Below are 21,881 nucleotides of genomic sequence, written 5' to 3'. Positions count from 1 at the left end.
ATATCAGTAACCCGGAGTTTGTTCCAATGTATCGTCTGCGTTCAATGTGGTTACATCGATCGGCCAAAGGAGTTTATGGCTTTCGCTTTCTTTTAGAACGGCTCCGTTTCCTTTATAGCCTGATTCAGTGCAAAATGCCAATGCTTTTCCATTCTTTCCGTCTTTCATGCGACAGATATCAAACCAGCGTTTGCCTTCATTTACAAACTCTTTGTCTTTTTCTGCGAGGATAGCCAGTTCGTTTGTCTTGAAGTCTGAATTGGTATAGCCGTATTTTGCTTCATTCCAGTTGGAACCGTAGGCACGCTTACGAACCTGGTTCAGGTAAAAGGCTACATCCCCATCTTCCATATTGGCAACTTCCGCCATTAGCAGGAGGGCATCTGCATAGCGATAGATTGCCTCGTCACCGCAGAAAACGCGGGTGTTATTTGAATTGACATAACCCAGGTTCTTTTTCAGAACCGTACCCATTAAAGAGCCGTCTGCCAGATAATATTCCAGGAATGTAGCATCACGGCGGGTATCTTCCGCGTCAAAAATGCGCCATAAGCCCAGTTCGTATTCGTTTCTCTGCCAACCGCTGCCTTTTAGTTCGAGTGTATCTCCTGTAATAAGGTTTCCGTCGCGTCCGTAGACCGTATTTACGAAGTTAGGTTGCGCATAAACAAATTCGCTTGCCTGGTTGGTCGCTTCACCGTCTGCGAACCGGGCTACCATGATCATCTCTTTGTTACCTTTATTGGTTACATCCCAGATCTCCTTGAAGTTATCGCACAAGCCGAAACGGGAGTCGTTCAGGATCGTGTTCAGATAGCCTTTGGCTTTCGATAAGTCGTCGGAGGCGGGAGTCTGATCATCCAATGATACTTTTGCACTCCACAGGTAGACCTCTGCCGCCAACATGGTTGTAGCTGCTTTCGACCAATAAGCTTTATTGCTTTTGATGGTTTCGTCCGACCCGAAATATTCCAACGACTTTGCCAGGTCCGATTTGATAAAATCCATAATCGTTTTAGCCGATGAACGTGGTGTGTAAAGTGTTTCGACGTCTACTTGTCCGTCCAGAACTTTCACTCGTTCGATCAATGGAACGCCGCCAAAGGTTCTGTAAAGTGTGAAGTAATGTAATGCACGGATCCCATAAGCTTGTGCCAGCAGATAATTGATAGTAGAAGCATTCTCTTCCTGCAAGGCAGTTCCTTCCACTTCCTGTATCAGCAGGTTGCAATCGAAGATATAGCCGTATGTCCCGTTCCAGTTTGAAATACCTGTATTATCTGCATCCAGGTTGTTCTCTTTGATACGGTCGTAGTTGATTGAGGTGATCAATGAAGAAGTACCGGATTTGTTTGTCCCTCCGCGTGCTTCGCCCAGCAAGAACTGTCTGTTGAAATTACTAGCCCGCAGGTCGACATGTATCCCGTTCATATAAGATTCCACCTGGGATACGGTTTTCCAGTAACTCCCACTTCCGTAGTAATCGAGAGGAACCAGGTCCAGATCACATGATGTATAAAGTACTGCGCTGGCAGCTATACATGTATTTATAATTGTTTTCTTTAAGTTCATAATTAACCGAATTTAGACTGTTTAATTGTTTATAAAGTAACGCTGATCCCGAATAAAAGGGTACGTGGTAAAGCATATCCGGAACCGGCTATACCTGCCATCGTTTCAGGAGTTGCCACCAACGCACATTGCGTGATGTATCCTAAATTCTGTCCGGTAACAGATACTTCTACATTTTGTAACATCACTTTCTGTACCCAGTTCTTTGGTAATGTGTATGCCAGGGAGATTTCACGGATAGCCAGATAACTACCGTCATAGCAGAACATAGTTGATCTTCTGTAATAGTTGGATTTACCTAGCTGATCTGCCCAGTAATATTTAGGTAACGTTCCGTTCGGATTTGTCTCCGACCAGGTGTTTTTCACATCTGTGGTCATGTTGTATGATCCCTGCATACATCCCAGGAACCAGTTACTTGTCTGATCATAGATTTTGTAATCCAACCCAAAGTCGAATGCTGCATAAAGGCGTAGGTTCTTCCAGCTGAGATTTGTATTGAAACCTCCTGTATAACGTGGTTTCGTGTTGCCTACTTTTACCATATCGTATTGATCGATCACGCCATCGCCGTTTACATCTTTCCATTTCACATCACCCGGTTGGATCGGTAATTTTTTCACTTTGGAAGCCCCTTCTTCGCCGGTCCCTTTATCACTGTCGGGCAGTTCATCCCATGATTTTTTACCATAAAGTACGCAGGCGGAAGCTCCACCTCCTCTGTCTTCTAGGTAATCAGGGATTTCATCCCAATTTTTATAGATACCGTCTGCCTGGAATGCATACATCATACCTGGTTCCTGACCTTCCTGGTAACCGCCTACCCATATTTTCTCATCGCCGTTTCCGGAGTATACCTGAAAGGCATCCTGACGATTCTTGTCCAGTCCGTTGTTGGGTAATGAAACGATGATATTTTTGTTGTAAGCAATGTTTGCTCCTACTGTCCAGTTCCAGTCCTTGGTCTGGATGATCTTGGCATTCAGGTCTATTTCAATACCTTTATTCCGGATTTTTCCGTTATTAGTCAGAACGGAACTGATACCGGAAGAAGAAGGCAGACTAATATTTGCATATTTGTCGGAAGTCAGACGGTTATAGTAAGTAAAGTTCGCATTTAAGCGGTTTTCCAGGAAACTCAGGTCTAAACCAGCTTCAATGGTTCTTGATTTTTCCCATCTCAATCCGGGGTTCGGTATGCTTCCGATCACATAACTTGTATTCCCGTCGTATTTGGAAGACGTGCTGTAAGAACCTTGCAAGGTATAATATCCGATCTGGTTTGTGTCGACCTTGCCGTTCAAACCGAAACTCGCACGCAGTTTACCAAAAGAAAGGATATCGGAATATTTCTGCATGAATTTTTCTTTGGAGAATACCCATCCTGCGGATACTCCGGGGAAAACGCCCCAGCGATTGTCTACCAGGCGTGAATATCCGTCGGAACGCATTACCAGGGAAAGGAGATATTTGCTCCGGAAATCGTAGTTGGCACGACCGAAGTAAGACATGATTCTTTCTTTGTTATGATATGTATCGATGTTACGTTTGTTCTCTCCTTTATCTGTCAGTTCCAGATCCCCGAAGTCGTCGGTTGCGGCACCGGAACCGGATGCGCTCAAATAACGGGTGTAAGAATCATAATATTCGGTACCGATCATGGCGTCCAGATAATGATCCTGAGTGATCTGGTTGCTGTAGTTCAATACGGCGTTGTATGTCTGGTCGAATTTACGTCTCCAGTTAGAAGAAGTAGAACGTGTTGTATTAATCACGGTCGGAGTCTGGTAGAAATCTTTATTGAACGATTCGGCAAGCTGTTCTTCGTAGTACCAGTTACCCGAAACTTTTAAAGAAAGTCCTTTCATAAAATCGATATTGAAACTTTGGTTCATTGTGAATTTATCACTCTGGTTGTCACGAATGAATTTCTCCGGCTGATATTGTTGATTACCGTCCTGATAGTGCTGTCCCAATAGGAGGTTCCCTTCTTCGTCTTCATAGCGAACCGTAGGAGGCGTCGATAAGATACGTCCGAAATAATTATATTCGGAAACAGCGGAACCCGGAAGATTTTCCCAGTTAGCCCGCGTGAAGTTTAAACTGGAATAGGAGGTTAACCACGGTTTGATCTTATAATCTCCGTTGAAGACAAAAGAATATCTTTCATAGAATGTGTTGATAGGAAGTCCTTCGGAATAGTTATATCCCAGACCTGCATAATAATGTCCCCTGTCGTTACCACCCGACATATTGATATTGTAATCCTGAGTCAGGGCAGGTGTGTTGAAATTGTAATCTCTGACATTTGTATCTTTAAAGATCAGCTCTTTGCCGGTAACAGGATCGATCATGCTGTTCCAGCCTTTACCCAGCAGGAACCTGTTGGTATCATCCAGGTACATCGTGCTATAAACGGCTGCCATATCATTTGTCAGAGGAGTAACACCGTCTGCTGCAAAATATTTGTTTCCTGTTCCGTGGGGCGAAGCAGATCCCAATGTAGCGGATGATACATAACCAACTCCGCTGCCATCAGCTCTCTGCCACATGTTTGAAGAGCGGGAATATGCAGTACGCATCCAATAAATATAATCTTCGGCATTACAGAATTCATACGGATTGTTCAGGAAGTTCAAGCCGAGTTTCGCTTTGAAATTGATTTCGGATTTCCCCGATTTTCCCTTTTTCGTCGTAACCAGGATAACCCCGTCGTTTGCACGGGCACCGTAGATAGCAGTGGCACCCGCATCTTTCATGACCTGCAGGTCTTCAATATCTTCCGGATTGATATCGCTTAAACTACCACGTACCTGTCCGTCGACGATGATTAGCGGTGAACCTGTACCATCGAGATTGGTACCACCACGGAGAATGATTGTCGGAGTAGCGGCCGGACTTCCTGATGCCTGGATGACACGTAATCCGGAAACGGCTCCCGACAGGGCCTGTGCCGGGTTGGTGTAAGAACCGGTCGTCAGTTTTTCGTTGGCTACTTTGGCAATCGAGTTAGTCGATTTCGATCGGAGCTGTTTCCCCGAATAACCTGTGATAACGACCTCGTCGAGAGTTTGTGCATCTTCTTTCAGGGTAATTTTTAATGGCTGTGTGTTTGTTACCCTGACTTCCTGGGTCTTGTATCCGATATAGGAGATTTCAAGTGTAGCTCCTCTGGTAACCTGTATAGTGAATTTCCCGTCAATATCAGTGACGGTTCCATTGGTTGTGCCTTTTTCAATAACGGATGCACCCGGAATGGTTGTATTCAGATCGTCGTAAACGACTCCCTGGATACTCATTTTCTCCTGTGCCCATGCAATTGCCGGTAATAAGAAAATGAGCATAAAAATGAAGGTTTTTTTCTTCATGATACTTGTTTTATTAATTGGACATTTAGATATGGATCTACCATATAATAATCAGTTTGTTTACGTTTAATTTGATTTCCCGGTATGTTGAAAAGTCATACCTGGTGCAGACCGGCATATAGTGTGCCGTGAGAACGTTGCATCTTTTTGTGTGATCTTGTTTTACTTGTGATTCATGAAATTTTCATTCGCATAGATTTTATTAGGTGATACAATAATGTTATAATGTTCCGGCTGTTGACAGGAAGCCGGAGAGTCCTGATTTTTAATTGTTGAAATCCTTCTTTTTTTCGTATCTGAGTTCTTAGAAGACTATGATATTTTGAACTTTTTTTAGAAAAGGGAAAGCTTGTTTTTGAATGGGAGGGTTCTTGTGGACGACCGATGTAAGTTTCACAGAAGGAGTTGTTTCGGATTTTTTTTATTTACTCAGAACTATATTTGAAAAATATTTATCTACTTTTGTTTGTTCAAAATATCGCAGTAAAAAATAATACCATGAATACAAAATTCCTTATTACAGCAGATAGCAATCGTAGTGCCCTTCTTAAAAAGAAGATTATACATTATTATATAGCCAATGGTGATGCCACAATCGCGGAGTTGTGCAAGGAAATGGATTTGAGTATTCCTACTGTAACCAAACTGGTCGGGGAATTATTGGATGATGGTTATATTCTGGACTTTGGAAAACAGGAGACAAGCGGAGGGCGTAAACCGAATATTTATGGTCTGAACCCTACTTCCGGTTATTTTGTCGGAGTCGATGTGTACCGGAGTAAGATCAATATTGCAGCTGTCGATTTCAAAGGAGAAAAATTGCGTGTTGAAGAGAGTATTCCCTATACCCTGGAAAATACTCCGGAAGCCCTGGAGAGTTTGTGTTATCTGATCAATGATTTTATCGATCGGTTGAGTGTATCGCGTGACAAAGTACTGGCGGTAGGAGTAAATATTTCAGGACGTGTAAATCCGGTTTCCGGATATAGTTATAGCATTTTCTATTTTGAAGAAAAACCCTTATCCCAAATCCTGGAAGAGCGGATCAAGATTAAAATATATATCGAAAATGATACCCGGGCCATGATCTATGGCGAATACATGCAAGGCGTGGTTAAGGGTGAAAAAAATATATTATTTATTAATATGGGATGGGGTCTAGGACTTTCTATCTTCATAAACGGCGAGCTTTACTATGGAAAATCCGGTTTCTCCGGTGAGTTCGGACATTTCTGCTTTTTTGATAACGAAATCCTTTGTCATTGCGGTAAAAAGGGATGCATTGAGACTGAAGCATCCGGATCTGCCTTGCATCGCAAGCTGTTAGAGCGTTATCGTGAAGGTAGTAGTACTATTTTAGCAGGAAAAATAGAGAAGAAAGAAAAGATAACCATGGCCGATATGATTGAAGCGATCCAGAAAGAAGATGTGTTATGCATTGAAATACTGGAGGAAATGGGAGAGAAGTTGGGACGTGGAATAGCCGGTCTTATGAATATCTTTAATCCTGAATTAGTTGTACTCGGAGGTACTTTGTCGCTTACAAGTGAATATATCAGTCTGCCCATAAAGAGTGCTATACGGAAATATTCTCTTAATTTGGTATCTCAGGATACAGAAATTAAAGTCTCCCGATTAGGGGAACGTGCTGGTGCCCTGGGGGCATGCCTGCTTTCAAGAAGTAAAGTGTTGGGGATGATTCATTATTAATCAATATTTTTATTAACAATACGGTGTTTGTAAATCTTGTCGATATAAGATTTATGGACCTTTATTTTATTTATTACCAAAAGGTAATTTTGTAAATCAAAGGGAGTAATTATTCATTACTCCCTTTGATTTTTTATATACTCCTCTTGTAGAAAAACAATCTAAGCAGAATAGTTTTATTTTTAACAAAACAAATATTGATAAATTTGATTTGATATACTTTTATTATTAAATATATTTATTTATATTTGCGCTGTAATTAAATATTGAAGTTAAATATATAAAAAAAGAAAGGTGGACAATAATAAATTAGGAAAAGGCTTTGGGCTATATCTTTCAGTTATGTAAAATTAAAGACTGATTATAGTAGTTTTTAATGAATGGATTTGGTTGCTAAGCTTATTTTTCAGGAGACATTTCTACCTTTTTGATACTTTGTATGACTTCTATGCTGTATGCTGACGAATATAGATAGATCTGAATATTATGCCATAGTCTTCTAAGGACTCTGTTATTTATCTTTGAAAATACTCCTTCCCTGTTATAAAAACATAACATTTCCCCAATTATTTTTTATATTTGGGGAAATAGATTGGATTTTGCAAAGATGAATTGTTCAAAGCAGAAAATACTACTTATTATAAAAACAAATTGCCAATGTTCGTTTTGATTTAAATATTAGCTTCGTATATTTGCCGTTATGCTAACAAAATCTATCAACGAGGAACTATTAGTGAAGGAACTGGTCCAGGGAAGCCAAGATGCTTTTCAGGTGATATTCATGCGCTATTATCCTAAAGTCCGCAATTTTGTATACGGCCTGGTTAAATCGCAACAAGACGCAGAAGATATTACCCAGGAAGTTTTTTCAAAAGTGTGGATAAACAGGAATATGTTTGCCGATGTCAGGAATTTTGGAGCATATCTGTTTATTCTATCTAAGAATACTACTTTCAATTTTTTGGAATCTCAGCAAATACGTATAGAAAGGTTGAATGAAAAACCTTTTGAGGAAGAAACTTATGATTCACCGGATGAAGATCTGATTGCTAAAGATCTGCAACTCCTGATAGATATGGTGGTTGAGAATATGCCTCCCCAGCGTAAACTGATCTATCAGTTGAGCCGTGAAGCGGGATTATCGAATGCAGAGATTGCGGAGAAATTGGAATTGAGTAAGAAGACGGTAGAGAATCATTTGAATCTAGCGTTAAAAGAGTTGAGAAAAATTTTATTATACCTATTGATACTTTATTTGTGTTAAAAAATTAGGGGTGGATAGCCTAAAAGCAGTCTATATAATATAATCGTAGAAATAGAATGAGTTATATAAAAAAAATAGTTGATTATTTCTTTCATCACGACCTCTCGGAAGAGATGACCTGGAAAGTACATCGACGGCTGATTAAAAAAGAGGATAGACCGGAAGTAGATAGTGCGTTACAGTCGGTTTGGGATACTATAGGATTTCCGGAAATGGATGAGACTTATCCCAAACAGGCCTTTTCACAGTTGAGCAGAAATTTAGGTTTTACAGATCGAAAGGAACCGGTAGGTAAAGCTGTGCGGATCATGCCTTTTTGGGTAAAACTGGCGGCTATATGGCTTTTACCATTAATCATGCTTTCCACATCTCTATATCTTTATTGGGAAGCGACCCATGTGAAAGATGCCTTGGCGAATGTTTCACTGATAGAACATTTTGTACCTGCAGGGAAACGTGAGCAGGTTGTTCTTCCCGACAGTAGCCGTGTTTGGCTGAATTCCGGTAGTGTATTGATATATCCTTCTACTTTTGTGGGAGAGAGACGTGAGGTTTATCTGTCGGGTGAAGGTTATTTCGAGGTAGAGAAGAATGTGGAACAGCCTTTTATTGTTAAAGCCCGGACACTGAATGTCGAAGTGTTGGGTACCCGGTTCAATCTTTTTGCTTATCCGGAAATCGGCCGGATAGCAACTACTCTTGAAGAAGGATCTGTACAGGTGTGTTTACAGGATGAAAAAGAAAAAACATATCATCTGGTGCCTGATGAACAACTCTTATATTATATTGAATCCGGAGATGTAGATGTGAAAAAGGTTGTTTCTGCCGATTATTCCGATTGGCGTGAAGGAGGTCTGCTGTTTGACAACTATTCTTTTAAGGATATTATCCGTATCCTGCAACGTACATACGGGTTGAATATACATTTGCAGACATCGGCTTATAATGAGAATCTGCTGACGGTTCATTTTAATAAGAATGAGTCTGTCGAAAATATATTTATGCTTCTGAAAGAGCTTATCCCGGGCTTGGAGTATAAAATTGACGGGAAAAATATTTATCTGAGATAAGTTCATTAAAAAAAATCACATGTAATTTGAAAAAGTTTTACGATTGATTGGGTGCAACGTTTTTTTCATCTGTCATTATAGATGAGTTCGCACTCAAATCGGTGCAATTGTTTAACTATTTTAATTACATATGAAGAACAAACACAAATCCAGACGAATTGGAACCTATTGTCTGAGTTTTTTGATTGCAGGTTGCCTGCAAATCAATGCGCAGAAGGTGTCCTTTAATGAAGGTACTGTTTCTTTAAAAGAAGCATTCCAGAAGATTGAAGCTTCATCCAAGTACAAAATTGCCTATAACGGCACCCAGTTGGATGTAAACAAAAAAGTCGAGCTTAATCAAAACAATGTGGAAGTATTGGATGTATTGAGCCAGGTGTTGGCTGGTACAGGCTATACTTATTCGGTAAAAGGTGACTATCTGGTCATAACCTCTCCTTCACAAAATTCAGTTAATCAGAAAGTAAAGAATGTAAAAGGGGTTGTAGTCGATGAAACGGGCGAACCTGTTATCGGCGCAAACGTCGTTGTTGCAGGAACAACAAATGGTACGGTTACTGATTTTAACGGTAATTTCACATTGGAAGTTCCTGAAAACGGCACACTGGATATTTCTTTCATCGGTTATCTGACTCAATCGATATCCCTGAAAGGGAAAAGTGATTTCCGCATTACGTTGAAAGAAGATACCCAGAAACTGGATGAGGTGGTAGTTGTCGGTTATGGTACCCGTTCCCGTAAAAGTATCACCGGTTCTGTAGACCAGGTAAACAGCGAGATCTTTGAGAATCGTCCTGTAACCAATGCTACCCAGGCTTTGCAGGGTGCTTCTGCTAACCTTATCATTCAGAGCAAGAATGCGAATCCGAACGACAACAGTATGAACATCAACATCCGTGGTGTCAGTACGATGGGTAACAATGACCCGCTGATCGTTATCGACGGATTGGTATCGAGCTCATCGACTCTGAACAACCTGAACCCGAACGATATCGATAACGTATCCGTCCTGAAAGATGCAGGTAGTGCAGCTATCTATGGTTCCCGTTCTGCAAATGGCGTTATCCTGGTAACGACTAAAAAAGGCTCCAAAGGCAGCAAACCCGTTGTCGCGTTTAATGGACAGGTCGGCATTCAGGACCCGCATATTTTATTCTCTCCGGTCGAAGGCTGGCAGAATGCCATGTTGAGAAACCAGGCAAATATGAATGTGGGCAGTGCACCTCAGTTCACACCTACCCAGATCCGTGATCTGTATGATCATCGTAATGAAGAAGAATGGCTATATGACCAAATCGTTAAATCCGGCCTTCAGCAAAACTATAACATCAATGTATCCGGAGGTAGTGAGAATACCACTTACATGGTATCAGCCAGCTACTATAACCAGGAGAGTAACTTCCAGGGTAGCTTCGGAATGGAACGTTATAACTTCCGTAGTAACCTGAGTACCGAGTATGGCCGTTTTAAACTGACGTCATTGATGGCTTACAACCGCCGTAAAGACAGAACGGTAGCCGGTGGTACAGGAAATACGATCATCAACTCGTCTCGTGTCCCTTCTTACTATTACTATAAGTTTATGGAAGGTGACAAATATCTGGTTAATGATATAGTCGGCGACGATAACCCACTGGCATTGCTGCAGGACGGTGGTTATGAAAAGAAAGACGAAGACAACTTCATCGGAAGTATGAACCTTGACTTCAAGATCATCGACGGCTTGAAAGCTACCGGTTTGGTTGGTCTGGACCTGACTCAGCATCATCGTTATCGCCGTGACAAGAAAGTGCCGTTGTATTCTTCTGCCGATCTGGAAAATCCGGTACTGTATATGCACTCCAATACAATGACTGAAGATTATAACGAAAAACGTTATACGTTAAGTACACAGTTCTTATTGGATTTCAACCGTACATTTAACAGTGTTCATAATGTAAACGCCTTGTTCGGTGTATCAAACGAATCTTATACAAAACAGGCAAGTCGCATCGCCTGGGAATATACGGATGAAGACCTGGGTTTACCGACAACAGACGAATCCGTTCAGAATAAAGATAACAAGAACTCGAATAACGATACGGACCAGACAAGTATTACTTCCATATTCGGTCGTGTAGGTTATAATTATATGGATAAATATTACGGAGATGTATCTTTCCGTTATGACGGTTCTTCAAAATTTGCCAAAGATCAGCGTTGGGGTTTCTTCCCTTCATTCTCTGCCGGTTGGCGTCTTTCCGAAGAAGCCTTTATGGATACTTATAAGAGTAATATCGGTGATTTGAAACTGAGAGCATCTTATGGTGTGCTGGGTAATCAGAATGTAGACAATTATTCTTACCAGACTGTTTACCAGATGAACAACAACGGTTATGTATTCAATGGCATATCTGTTCCGGGAACCAGCTATACAGACGGTAATGCATTCCTGACATGGGAAAAATCGGCCAACTTCAATATTGGTGCCGATGCAACTTTCCTGAATGGTAATTTATTCTTATCTGTAGATTATTTTGATAAGAAAACCTCTAATATATTGTTAACTCCTGAAGTATCCTCTATCTATGGCGGTTCTGCTGCTAAAGAGAATGCCGGAGAAATGAAGAACAGAGGTTGGGAAGTAACGATCAATTATAAATTGAATTCAGGCGATTTCCATCATAACTTCAATTTTAACATTTCCGACTCAAAGAATAAAGTAACAGATTTCGGTGGAAAAGAACGTATCGACCAGAATGACCAGTTGTATAAACTGATCCGTGAAGGCGAGCCTTTAGGTTCATATTTCGGTTACAAAACAGATGGATTGTTCCAGAGTTATGACGAGATTGCAAATAGCTCACTGCCGGTAGGAGCTTCCGTACAACCTGGTGATGTGAAATACGTTGACCAGAATGAAGATGGCGTTATCGACGAAAAAGACCGTGTAATATTGGGTAATGCATTCCCTCGTTATACATTCGGTTTTACTTACAACATGACATGGAAGGGATTCGACCTGAACGTGATGCTGCAAGGTGTGGGTAAACGTTCTATGTATTTGCGCGGTGAGTTGATAGAACCATTCCATTCAAACTATTCATATTGTATTTACGAACATCAGTTGGACTTCTGGACTCCGACAAATCCGGATGCTCGATGGCCTCGTCTGGTTGCCCCGGGTTCTTCCTCTTCTACGAACAACTGGGGTATGGCCGGTTCTGATATTTATTTGTTGAATGCTGCCTACTTACGTGTAAAGAACATCCAGATCGGATATACTTTACCGAAGGCATTGACTCAGAAGTTTGGTGTGCAGAAATTACGTGTCAGTGTAAATACTGAAAATCCGCTGACATTTACCAAGAACTCATTCATCGATCCGGAATCTTCTGAATTCGGTAGCGATATGGGTGGTATCGGCGGTATCGGAGCGAACAGCGGACGTAACTACCCGACACTGACTTATTATGGATTTGGTTTGGATATAGAATTTTAAGACATAGACTTTGTTATGAAAATGAATATTTTAAAATATTGGCCAAGTATGGCATGCGCCATACTTGCATCATTTGTATCTTGTAATGATTTGGATCTGGCTCCTACCAATAAGTTTACGGATTTGAACTATTGGACTTCCGAAGCAAAGGCTTCTTCGGTGCTGAGCATGGCTTACAGCCAAATGATGAGTTCCGGTTATTTCTTTGCAGATGAACGTTTATCGGATAACTTATACGAAGGACGTGGTAGCACGGATGAAAAACTGATCACTTCCGGCCAGGCAAATGCCGCTTTGGGACGTTTCTCTGAGGACTGGAAAAAATGTTATGAAGGTATCAAAACTTGCCATACATTCCTGGAGAACGTAGACCGTGTCCCTAACATGGATGAGACATTGAAAAACAGAATGAAGGCAGAATCGCGTTTTATTCGTGCGATGTTGTTCTTCCGTCTGGCCAATAACTATGGCGATGTTCCCCTGTTCGACTATACATTGACGATCGAGGAGGCCAATACGATCGCCCGTTCGCCGAAAGCGGATGTTATCAAGTTTGTCCGTGACGAACTGAATGACATTGTCGGCACATTACCGACAAAGCAGGAATATGCTGCAAACGATAATGGCCGTATCACTAAAGGCGCTGCTATGACTTTACTGGCACGTACCTATTTATATGAAAACGACTGGCAAAATGTATCGTCTATTTGTGAGAAAATAATAAATGGCGAATACGGTGAATATGCTTTATTCTCAAGCTATGGAGGTTTATTCCTGCCGGAAAACGAATATAACAGCGAGGTGATTCTGGATATGGGTTATCTGTTGAATCTGAGAACCTGGAGCGAAATGTACGATGGGATTCCCCTGTCGGTGGGCGGACGTGTAAACGGTTTCGCACCGACTCAGGAGCTGGTTGACGATTATATCATGAAAAATGGACGGTCGATCAATGAAAGTGGTTCCGGTTATAAAGAAGACGATCCCTATACAAACCGGGATCCGAGATTACAGGCTACTATCGTTTACCATGGCTACCAATGGACGGATGGTAACGGCAAAACGTCTACGATTTATATCAAACCGGGTTCTTCTGAAGATGCGGGAGCTGCTAACCTGGATGAATATATCGGTCCGGGACAGAACTCGACAGCAACAGGCTATTATCTTCGTAAATGGTTCGATCCGACAGCTCCGGCTGGTTTGGCTTCCGGTTTAAACCTGATCCTGATGCGTTATGCGGACGTTCTATTGATGTATGCTGAAGCAAAAACAGAACTGGGTGAAATGAATGAAACTGTTTGGAACAAGACGATCCGTCCGATTCGCGAACGTGCCGGTTTCACAGATGCTTCTGCTTTGAATTACCCGGCTTCGGGCGATATGCAGACTATTGTACGCCGCGAACGTCGTTGTGAATTGGCTATCGAGGGTACGAGACTATACGATATCCGTCGTTGGAAAACGATCGAAACCGCACTGAACGGTAATCCTCACGGAGCTAAATTTGCAGCAGGCAATACACAGTATATCCAGTTGGATAAGAGATCTTTCAATAAAGATAGAGATTATCTGTTCGCTATTCCGCAGTCACAACGGGATATCAACAAGAATCTGACTCAGAATCCCGGATATTGATCAAAAGTTTTAATTCCAAAAAATCTAGAGATATGAAAATTGTATCTATCAAATATATTATGCTGTTCGCTTTTGCTCTGGTCTTTGCGGCATGTAGCAGTGACGGGGAAGTGAGGCATTTGGGCGTGACTGCCGTTAAAGCGTTATATGAACCGGATAATGGGAAAGCCGTTGTCCTGCAAGCATCAGCTTCGGCTTCATTGTATTTTGAATGGGAACCGTCGTTGGCGGAAGATGGTGGTGCCGTGTTGTATGAAGTTGTTTTCGATAAGGCGGATGGTGATTTTTCCGATCCCGTGTCTATAGTTACAGCTGATAACAATGGCGGAACTAATCATGCAACGATTACACATAAACAGTTGAACCAGATCGCTGCTTCGGCAGGGATCGGATCGGCTGAAGAAGGAACTCTGAAATGGACGGTATATGCCTCCAAAGGTATTAATCCGGTCAAGGCAGAAGAAGAACGTACGCTGACGCTTACCCGTTTGGCAGGATTCGCAGAAGTCCCGAGCCAGTTGTATATCACCGGTGAAGCAACAGAAGTAGGGGCTGACCTGGAGAATGCCATGATAATGAAAAAGGTGGCTGACGGCGAGTTTGAGATTTTCATGAAACTAACGGAAGGCAAGTCCTTTAAGTTTGTCAGTGCCAATACCGGTACTCCGGCTGAATACTCGCTGAATGGTGAAAAACTGGTAGAAGGCGGTAGTACAACAGCAACCAAGACCGGTATCTATAAATATTATATTGATTTTAATGCCGGATCGTTTACTTCGAAAGAAGTGACTAAAGTGAAATGGTTCCTGAACTGGTCACAGAAAGAGATAGAACTGGATTACCAGGGTCTGGGTGTCTGGGCTATCAGTAACTATACAGTAACAGGCCTGACGGATAGCGATAATTCGGACGACCGTTATAAGTTCAGAATGGAAAGCTCCGAAGGAGAAACCGAATGGAGAGCTGCCATCAACAATGATAGTAAGCCGACCGGTAACGATGAGTATTACTACATGGCTGAAAAGACGAATGTAGAACAGTGGACAAACAACGAAGTCTGGAAGAGTCCGGCTACCGATGGTTGGAGTGATAAGGCGTATGATGTTACATTCTCTTTGAATACGCAAGGTGAATATACTCATAATTTAGTAATAAAATAAAAAGGAAGAATTATGAAAGCGATATTTATAAAACTGATGTTCGTTACCTCTGCGGTGCTGGCCTTTATGGGATGTAATGATAATATGGGGGAGACGGATAACCGTTTGGCAAGTGTAAGCACATTGCTTGAACCGGCAGATGGAAAATCCGTTGTTTTGGAACCCTCCGCATCAGCCAGTGTTTATTTTGAATGGCAGACACCGAGTGTGGAAGAAACAGGTACTGCTCTTTATCAGATTGCTTTTGATAAGGCAGACGGTGATTTTTCACAACCGGTATATGTGATGTATTCCAATAATAACGGATTTGGCAATTATGTTTCCGTTACGCATAAGCAATTGAACCAGATTGCGGGCAAGGTCGGTATAAAACCGTCCGATACGGGTACATTCAAGTGGACCGTACTTTCTTCAAAAGGTTTGCAGAGCATGAAAGCCGGAGTTGAAAATAAGATCACGGTGACCCGCCTGGCCGGTTTCGAAGATGTTCCGATCGATGTATATGTGACCGGAGAGGCCTCTGAAGGTGGCGCTGACCTGGCAAAAGCACATAAAATGAAAGCAATTTCCGGTGGTGAATTTGAAGTGTATACAAAACTGACAGCAGGTAAACCTTTCTATTTCACAGACGCAAAGACCGGTACTCCGAGAAAGTTCTATACGGTTGACGGAATGGTGAAAGAGAACGGTACGGCAACGGTTGCCAAAGACGGTATTTACCGTATTACATTAGACTTTAATACCGGTGCCTGCACTTATACACTGGTAAACAAAGTCAGCTTCTATTTCTGCCCGGATGGTGAATCTCTGTTCGAACTGCCTTACGTAGGCTATGGTGTATTCCAGGCCAAGGAAACAGTTACTTTCAAAGAAGAAAGCTGGGGTAAGGACGAACGTTATAAGTTCAGAATGACTATCCAGGAAAATGGCGGAGCCGATGCGGAGAAAGAAGTCGAATGGGGTACATTGAACCAGACAGACGCTCGTCCGACGGCAAGCAGTCCGGAGTCTTATTATTACCTGCAATTGTTTACCGAAGTATCCCAGTGGGATAACAAATGGAAGTTGATGGGAGACTTTGATGGTGTTCCGGCTACTTATACACTGTATCTGACAGCCGATCAGCCTTATACGCATACGATTGTTAAATAGTTTACTATAAGATTTGGTAAGAAGAACCCGGAATTGTATATTTCGGAAAATTTGACCTGATTCCGGGTTCTTCTTTTTTTAACAGCTAAAAATAATGTCATGAAGAATATATTCCTTTTCCTGTTACTCCCTTTTTTACTTGGAGCTTGTGGCGATGATGATAATACTCCGAACGTACCGGATGAAAATGATAGTATTAATTGGTATGCCGCCGCCGATAGCAGTACGACGGCATTGATAAATTCATTCTGGAATGCGGGAGAGAAGTATTTTAATACCGATAACAATGGAAATACGACATTCCAGTATTGGCCCCAGGCACATGCACTGGATGTGCTGACAGACGCCTATTTGCGTACGGAAGATGCGAAATATAAAACCTATTTCGACCAATGGTTTGAAGGCGTGAAGATCAAGAACGGTAATTCATTTAAAAATGATTTCTACGATGATATGGAGTGGAATGCACTGGCTATTCTTCGTGCATACCAGGCTACCAAAGAACAAAAATATAAAGAAGCCGCATTGCAGATCTGGGATTATATCAAAGTAGGTTGGAATGAGAATGCAGGTGGAGGTATCAGTTGGGTAAAAGGGCAGGAGTATAGTAAAAATGCCTGTTCAAACGGTCCGGCTTGCATCCTGGCAGCCCGCCTGTACCGTGAATTCGGGGATGAAACGTATAAGGAATGGGCACTCAAGATATATAACTGGGAAAAAAGTACATTATTCAACAGCAATAACGGGATGGTGTACGATAATATAAACAGCAATACCGGAGAAATAAAGAAAGATTGGATATTTACTTACAATGAAGGAACATTTATCGGATCGGCTGTTGAATTATATAAGATATTGGGAGAAAAAGCCTATCTGAACGATGCCGTTTTGGCTGCTGATTATACGATCAGTACACTGGTGAGCAATTCTATTCTGAAAGATGAAGGAACAGGTGACGGAGGATTGTTCAAAGGTATTTTTATTCGTTATTTCACAGATCTTATCCAGCAGGACCGCCTGGATGCAGGTGCTAAACGGCGTTATGTACAATTCCTGAAAACAAATGCAGAAACATTATGGACGCAGGGGACCAATAAATCAAATGTATTGTTCGGTACTTACTGGCGGACTGCCCCGGGAGCGTCTACAGGATTAACCGAGCAACTGAGTGGTTGTATGTTGATCGAAGCGGCTGCGTTACTGGAGGATCTGGATATATTATAAGTGTTTTTTAATCTCAGACAGATATAGTTTTTAATTCTTGATCATTATCATATTCTAATAATTAATTTAGTATGAAAAACTCTTTTTTTGCAGGCTTATTATCATTGACTTTGATGATAAGTTGCCAACCGGGTAAGCAGCAGCTCACGAATTATGTGAATCCTTTTTTAGGGACAGCAACGTTGTGGGAAACGAAAGATCTGGGGTATGAACGTCATTTGAAGACAAGGACCTGGGGGGCTGAAGTATTTCCCGGTTCTTCTGTTCCGAATGCGATGGTCCAGTTGAGTCCGGTGACCCAATTCCGGAGCGGAGCCGGTTACCAGTATGAAGATACGGTTATTTACGGCTTCTCGCATACCAATAAAGGACATTGGAATTTGCTGCATCTTCCTATCCTTCCGGTAACAGGGAATGTATCTTCCGATGATTATGCCTCAAAATACAGCCATACGAACGAATCGGCTCATCCGGGCTATTACCAGGTATTCCTGGAAAGATACGGGGTCAATGCCGAGCTGACTTCCACACTTCGTTGTGCTTATCATAAATATACTTTCCGACCGGACGACGATAAGAAAGTCTTGGTGGATATCACGCGGACAAACAATGGAGTAAGAGACTGGAGCATTCAGAAGGTCGACGATCATACTTTTTCCGGTAATCAGGATGCCGAGGGTAATATACGTTTCTATGCTGTTTCCAATTATAAGATCCAGGATATCAAACAGGTGAAAGACGGTGAACATGAAGTTTCGGTTGTTAGTTTTGCCGATAGTAAAGGAAGCGAACCGCTGGAGTTGAAGATCGGTTTTTCTTTCGTAAGTATCGACAACGCAAAGATGAACCTGGAACAGGAAATGAAAGAGAAAAGCTTTGCACAGGTTCGGAAGGAAGCAGACAAGACCTGGGAGAATTTGTTATCCAAAATAGAAGTGACCGGCGGAACGGAACGTGAGAAAGGCATTTTCTATTCCTGTCTGTATCGTTCGTTCTTATGGCCCGTTTTGCGAAGCGACGTGAACGGGGAATATACGGATGCTAAAGGGAATGTGGTAAATAATGGTTTCCGTTATTATACCGATCCGTCATTCTGGGATGATTATCGTAATAAATTGATTTTATTGGGAATGATCTCCCCGGATGTAACGACAGACGTGATCAAATCCATTACAGATAAAGGTGAAAAGCGGAATGGCTATATGCCGACCTTTTTCCACGGCGACCATGCCTCTGTATTTGTTGCCGGTAGCTATTTACGCGGATTGAAGGATTTCGATCTGAACCGGGCCTATAAACTGTTGGTGAATAACGCAACTGTTCCGGGAAAGGGCGGCAGGCCGTATCTGGATGAATACATCGAACAGGGATGGATTGCAGAAAAGGATACGACGAATGTTCCGACCTGGGATGAATATAAAGCAGCGGTAACAAAGACTGTCGAATATGCATACGATGATTATGCGACTGCTTTGTTGGCTAAGGAGTTGGGAGATGAAAGTACTTATAAAACGTTGATGGAACGCTCCGGTAATTATAAGAACCTGTTCGATCCGGGTACAGGTTTCTGGCGCGGAAAGATTGCCGATGGCAGCTGGATCAAGGATTTCGATCCTTATTATCCTTATTATGCTTATATGTATCGTGAAGCCAATGCCTGGCAGTCACTGTTTTTTGCTCCCCACGATCCGAAAGGTATGATTGCCCTTTATCCCAGTGAAAAAGCTGTCGAACAGAAACTGGATTCACTGTTTACAGAACCGTGGAGAAATTATGAAGCCCACAATTTAACCGGTTTCATCGGAAATTATTGCCACGGCAACCAACCCGGACACAGCATCCCTTATACTTATTATTTCATCGATAAACAGGAAAAGGCACAGTGTATGCTGGATAGTATCATGAATCATTATTATGATATGGGTAAGGACAAACTGGCTTATTCCGGAATGGATGATGCTGGTGAGATGTCTTCCTGGTATGTATTCAATGCCATTGGCTTATATACCTATTCTCCGGCTGACCCGGAATATATCGTGACCGTACCTTTGTTCGACCAGGTAAAATTCACCTTAGGCGATAATACTCAGTTCACGATCGTAAAGAAAGGAAACGGGCGGAAGATTACGGATATTTCTTATGACGGTCAGAAAATCGATGGCTGGTTTATCCCGCATGCCCTGTTGAAACAGGGGAAACAATTGACGGTCACTACTGAATAATAAAAGATCAAGTGTTTTCTGTTGCGATCGGCCCGGGTTTACTTAAATCCGGGCTGATTTGTATCAGTACGTGAATAAAGGATCAGATAAGCTTCTTTATTTGATCGGAAGCCTGGTCCTCTATAGTTGAATAGAGGAGTTTTTGGAGCATTCCGAACTGTTCTCTGGAGTAACTGTGGCCGATTATCCCGTGATCGATATGATGGATCTGATCGCAACTGGATGTCAATGTCTCGAAAACATGTGAAGTAACCAATACCGTTTTACCTCCTTCCCGGAGTTGTTGCAGGATAAGGGTGAGGATATGGGCACTTTCCAGATCCAGGCCGTTGAACGGTTCATCCAGGACTACGATCGGTTTATCTGGCTTAAGAACGCCCAGCAAGGCTAGTTTCTTTCTCATCCCGGTCGAATAGTTTTCCGTAATATCGTCTAACGGAAGATGAAAAAGTTGTTGCCAGCTATCTGTTTCAAAACCGTTCTTTCCTGCCGGGAAAAGATTCAGGTATTCCCGTCCTGTCATATAAGGGTAAAAGTAATTCTCGGCTTCCAGGTAGGCAATATCCCGTCTTTTCAGAGTTCTTTCATTGTAGCAGATCGAACCTTCGGAAGGGCGGATGAAAGCATACAGCGTATTCAGCAAGGTTGTCTTCCCGGCGCCGTTCAGACCGACCAGGCCGTGTATTTTCCCCGATTCCATCGATAGGTCGATCCCTTTCAGTATGGGAGATTCTTTTTTATATTCTACTTGCAGATTCCGGATTGTAAGCATATAGATAAATTGTTAGATTCCGGCAGGCAGCCAGATAGTATTTGATCAGAAAAAACAGAACTACCGGCGAAAAAACCGGAAAGAAAATGCTTATTACAGCTGTTGTGATGGGAACTTGCCCTCCCGTAATCTTTGTATTCGGCAGATAATGGGCATATTTGTTTACAATGAATAACGCTATATTCAGGGATACTCCTACCAGAAAGGTAAGGATAAGCCACCAATGCTGTGGATATAAAAGCATGTATATCGCACAAACCGGAATTATCGCGTATATGGATAATTTCAGATAGAGGAGTAGTTTCTTGTGCAGAAACTTGTTGGCAGGTCGTTCCTGCGCGCAAAGTATCTGTACCGGCTCTGAGAATCTGAAAATATCGGACAATACGACCGTGAAGAACCAGAGTGATGCCAGAGAGGCAAAAGGCAGTAACAGGCCGATCCAGGCACTCAGATAGAGAATCAGTAATAAGCCGCCGTATTGCCGGATCCCGGCCCGTAATTCGAAGGCTTCTGCCGGTATCCATCCGGGAGCTTCCATTCCCTTTTTTGTCCGGTGAAAAGGCTGTTTTATGAAACTGATTCCTATGCATCCGGCTATGATTGCCAGCGATATATACCAGAATGAATTTACCAGCAGGATAATAAAGATCGGTAAGGATAATAAGAAATAATCCATGCTGAATACTTTCCAGCCATTCTCTTCCGTAAGAAAGATGAATCTATAGTCTTTCCTTCGCAGCTGGAGTAAAGACAGAAGTGCCAGCAGGATGGCTGCTATGATCAGGCTCCCTTTTAAATCCTTCGTAAATTGATACAGTGCAATTCCGGGTATAAGCAAGAGTCCTACCATCACGACCAGATAGATAACCGGAATTTCACGAATAAACTTTCCCGACTGCCGGAGACGGAAACGTAGGAATGCGCTGTTCATAAATGTTCAATTAACGTTCCCGGCAAATGTAGGGAATTTTATTCATTGATTGTTGTATTCCCCAGGCATTATCCCTATCTTTCGCTCACCAAAAGATCCCTTTTATTATCAATACTTATTCCTTTCTTTTCTATTAAACATACGGTAAATTTTAGCGGCCGATAATTATCAGCCGTATGGTTCATAATTATCAGCCGAACGGTTGACAATTGTCGGCCAATCGGTTGATGGTTATCAACCACTGATTTCCCGCCGGTGTCCTGTCCTGAAATAAGTTGACAAAACACCACGGTAAACTTATGTCAGAATCGAAA

Annotated in this window: 13 protein-coding genes; 9 read left to right on the top strand and 4 right to left on the bottom strand. The window is 42.1% G+C overall.

Annotation, left to right across the window (positions count from 1 at the left end; translation table 11 throughout):
- Positions 1–3 precede the first annotated feature (3 nt).
- Positions 4–1,572, bottom strand: coding sequence for a RagB/SusD family nutrient uptake outer membrane protein (locus DWX23_RS11750; protein WP_122374632.1), 1,569 nt, complete (start codon positions 1,570–1,572; stop codon positions 4–6).
- Positions 1,573–1,601: 29 nt separating this feature from the next.
- Positions 1,602–4,940 carry a TonB-dependent receptor gene (locus DWX23_RS11745; RefSeq protein ID WP_122374631.1) on the bottom strand — a complete coding sequence of 1,113 codons (3,339 nt, stop codon included), beginning with the start codon at positions 4,938–4,940 and terminating at the stop codon, positions 1,602–1,604.
- A 498-nt stretch (positions 4,941–5,438) separates the two neighbouring features.
- Here DWX23_RS11745 and DWX23_RS11740 point away from each other — a divergent pair, with 498 nt between their 5' ends.
- From DWX23_RS11740 to DWX23_RS11700, 9 genes are all read left to right on the top strand, one after another.
- The gene (locus DWX23_RS11740) at positions 5,439–6,650 is read left to right on the top strand and encodes an ROK family transcriptional regulator (RefSeq protein ID WP_122355382.1); all 1,212 of its coding nucleotides are present in this window, start codon (positions 5,439–5,441) and stop codon (positions 6,648–6,650) included.
- A gap of 700 nt (positions 6,651–7,350) precedes the next feature.
- Positions 7,351–7,914 carry an RNA polymerase sigma-70 factor gene (locus tag DWX23_RS11735; protein ID WP_122374630.1) on the top strand — a complete coding sequence of 188 codons (564 nt, stop codon included), beginning with the start codon at positions 7,351–7,353 and terminating at the stop codon, positions 7,912–7,914.
- Between the two features lie 56 nt (positions 7,915–7,970).
- Positions 7,971–8,984 carry a FecR family protein gene (locus DWX23_RS11730; protein ID WP_122374629.1) on the top strand — a complete coding sequence of 338 codons (1,014 nt, stop codon included), beginning with the start codon at positions 7,971–7,973 and terminating at the stop codon, positions 8,982–8,984.
- A 130-nt stretch (positions 8,985–9,114) separates the two neighbouring features.
- Positions 9,115–12,465, top strand: a complete 3,351-nt coding sequence (locus tag DWX23_RS11725) for a TonB-dependent receptor (RefSeq protein ID WP_122374628.1) — start codon at positions 9,115–9,117, stop codon at positions 12,463–12,465.
- Between the two features lie 15 nt (positions 12,466–12,480).
- Positions 12,481–14,103: a RagB/SusD family nutrient uptake outer membrane protein gene (locus tag DWX23_RS11720; protein ID WP_122353575.1), complete on the top strand. Its 1,623-nt coding sequence runs from the start codon at positions 12,481–12,483 to the stop codon at positions 14,101–14,103.
- A gap of 32 nt (positions 14,104–14,135) precedes the next feature.
- Positions 14,136–15,263 (top strand): SusE domain-containing protein, encoded by a 1,128-nt coding sequence (locus tag DWX23_RS11715; protein WP_122353574.1) that lies wholly within the window; start codon positions 14,136–14,138, stop codon positions 15,261–15,263.
- A 12-nt stretch (positions 15,264–15,275) separates the two neighbouring features.
- A complete protein-coding gene (locus DWX23_RS11710) occupies positions 15,276–16,415 on the top strand; it encodes a SusE domain-containing protein (RefSeq protein WP_122374627.1) in 1,140 nt (379 codons plus the stop codon).
- A 99-nt stretch (positions 16,416–16,514) separates the two neighbouring features.
- Positions 16,515–17,639: a glycoside hydrolase family 76 protein gene (locus tag DWX23_RS11705; protein WP_122374626.1), complete on the top strand. Its 1,125-nt coding sequence runs from the start codon at positions 16,515–16,517 to the stop codon at positions 17,637–17,639.
- A 71-nt stretch (positions 17,640–17,710) separates the two neighbouring features.
- Positions 17,711–19,861, top strand: coding sequence for a GH92 family glycosyl hydrolase (locus DWX23_RS11700; protein WP_122374625.1), 2,151 nt, complete (start codon positions 17,711–17,713; stop codon positions 19,859–19,861).
- A gap of 82 nt (positions 19,862–19,943) precedes the next feature.
- Here DWX23_RS11700 and DWX23_RS11695 read toward each other — a convergent pair whose 3' ends face one another.
- Both DWX23_RS11695 and DWX23_RS11690 read right to left on the bottom strand, forming a co-directional pair.
- Positions 19,944–20,633, bottom strand: coding sequence for an ATP-binding cassette domain-containing protein (locus DWX23_RS11695; protein ID WP_122374624.1), 690 nt, complete (start codon positions 20,631–20,633; stop codon positions 19,944–19,946).
- Positions 20,599–21,567: a hypothetical protein gene (locus DWX23_RS11690; RefSeq protein WP_122374766.1), complete on the bottom strand. Its 969-nt coding sequence runs from the start codon at positions 21,565–21,567 to the stop codon at positions 20,599–20,601. Before DWX23_RS11690 ends, DWX23_RS11695 begins: the two co-directional genes overlap by 35 nt.
- Positions 21,568–21,881 lie beyond the last annotated feature (314 nt).

This window comes from Parabacteroides sp. AF18-52 (assembly GCF_003479145.1).
Taxonomy (GTDB): domain Bacteria; phylum Bacteroidota; class Bacteroidia; order Bacteroidales; family Tannerellaceae; genus Parabacteroides; species Parabacteroides faecis.
The sequence above is the reverse complement of the archived record's forward strand: the minus strand, read 5'-3'. Positions and strand labels throughout refer to the sequence as shown.

Bases quoted from the DNA above. Each gene is read 5' to 3' on its own strand.
- DWX23_RS11750 (WP_122374632.1), bottom strand. From the start codon at position 1,572: ATGAACTTAAAGAAAACAATTATAAATACATGTATAGCTGCCAGCGCA.
- DWX23_RS11745 (WP_122374631.1), bottom strand. From the start codon at position 4,940: ATGAAGAAAAAAACCTTCATTTTTATGCTCATTTTCTTATTACCGGCA.
- DWX23_RS11740 (WP_122355382.1), top strand. From the start codon at position 5,439: ATGAATACAAAATTCCTTATTACAGCAGATAGCAATCGTAGTGCCCTT.
- DWX23_RS11735 (WP_122374630.1), top strand. From the start codon at position 7,351: ATGCTAACAAAATCTATCAACGAGGAACTATTAGTGAAGGAACTGGTC.
- DWX23_RS11730 (WP_122374629.1), top strand. From the start codon at position 7,971: ATGAGTTATATAAAAAAAATAGTTGATTATTTCTTTCATCACGACCTC.
- DWX23_RS11725 (WP_122374628.1), top strand. From the start codon at position 9,115: ATGAAGAACAAACACAAATCCAGACGAATTGGAACCTATTGTCTGAGT.
- DWX23_RS11720 (WP_122353575.1), top strand. From the start codon at position 12,481: ATGAAAATGAATATTTTAAAATATTGGCCAAGTATGGCATGCGCCATA.
- DWX23_RS11715 (WP_122353574.1), top strand. From the start codon at position 14,136: ATGAAAATTGTATCTATCAAATATATTATGCTGTTCGCTTTTGCTCTG.
- DWX23_RS11710 (WP_122374627.1), top strand. From the start codon at position 15,276: ATGAAAGCGATATTTATAAAACTGATGTTCGTTACCTCTGCGGTGCTG.
- DWX23_RS11705 (WP_122374626.1), top strand. From the start codon at position 16,515: ATGAAGAATATATTCCTTTTCCTGTTACTCCCTTTTTTACTTGGAGCT.
- DWX23_RS11700 (WP_122374625.1), top strand. From the start codon at position 17,711: ATGAAAAACTCTTTTTTTGCAGGCTTATTATCATTGACTTTGATGATA.
- DWX23_RS11695 (WP_122374624.1), bottom strand. From the start codon at position 20,633: ATGCTTACAATCCGGAATCTGCAAGTAGAATATAAAAAAGAATCTCCC.
- DWX23_RS11690 (WP_122374766.1), bottom strand. From the start codon at position 21,567: ATGAACAGCGCATTCCTACGTTTCCGTCTCCGGCAGTCGGGAAAGTTT.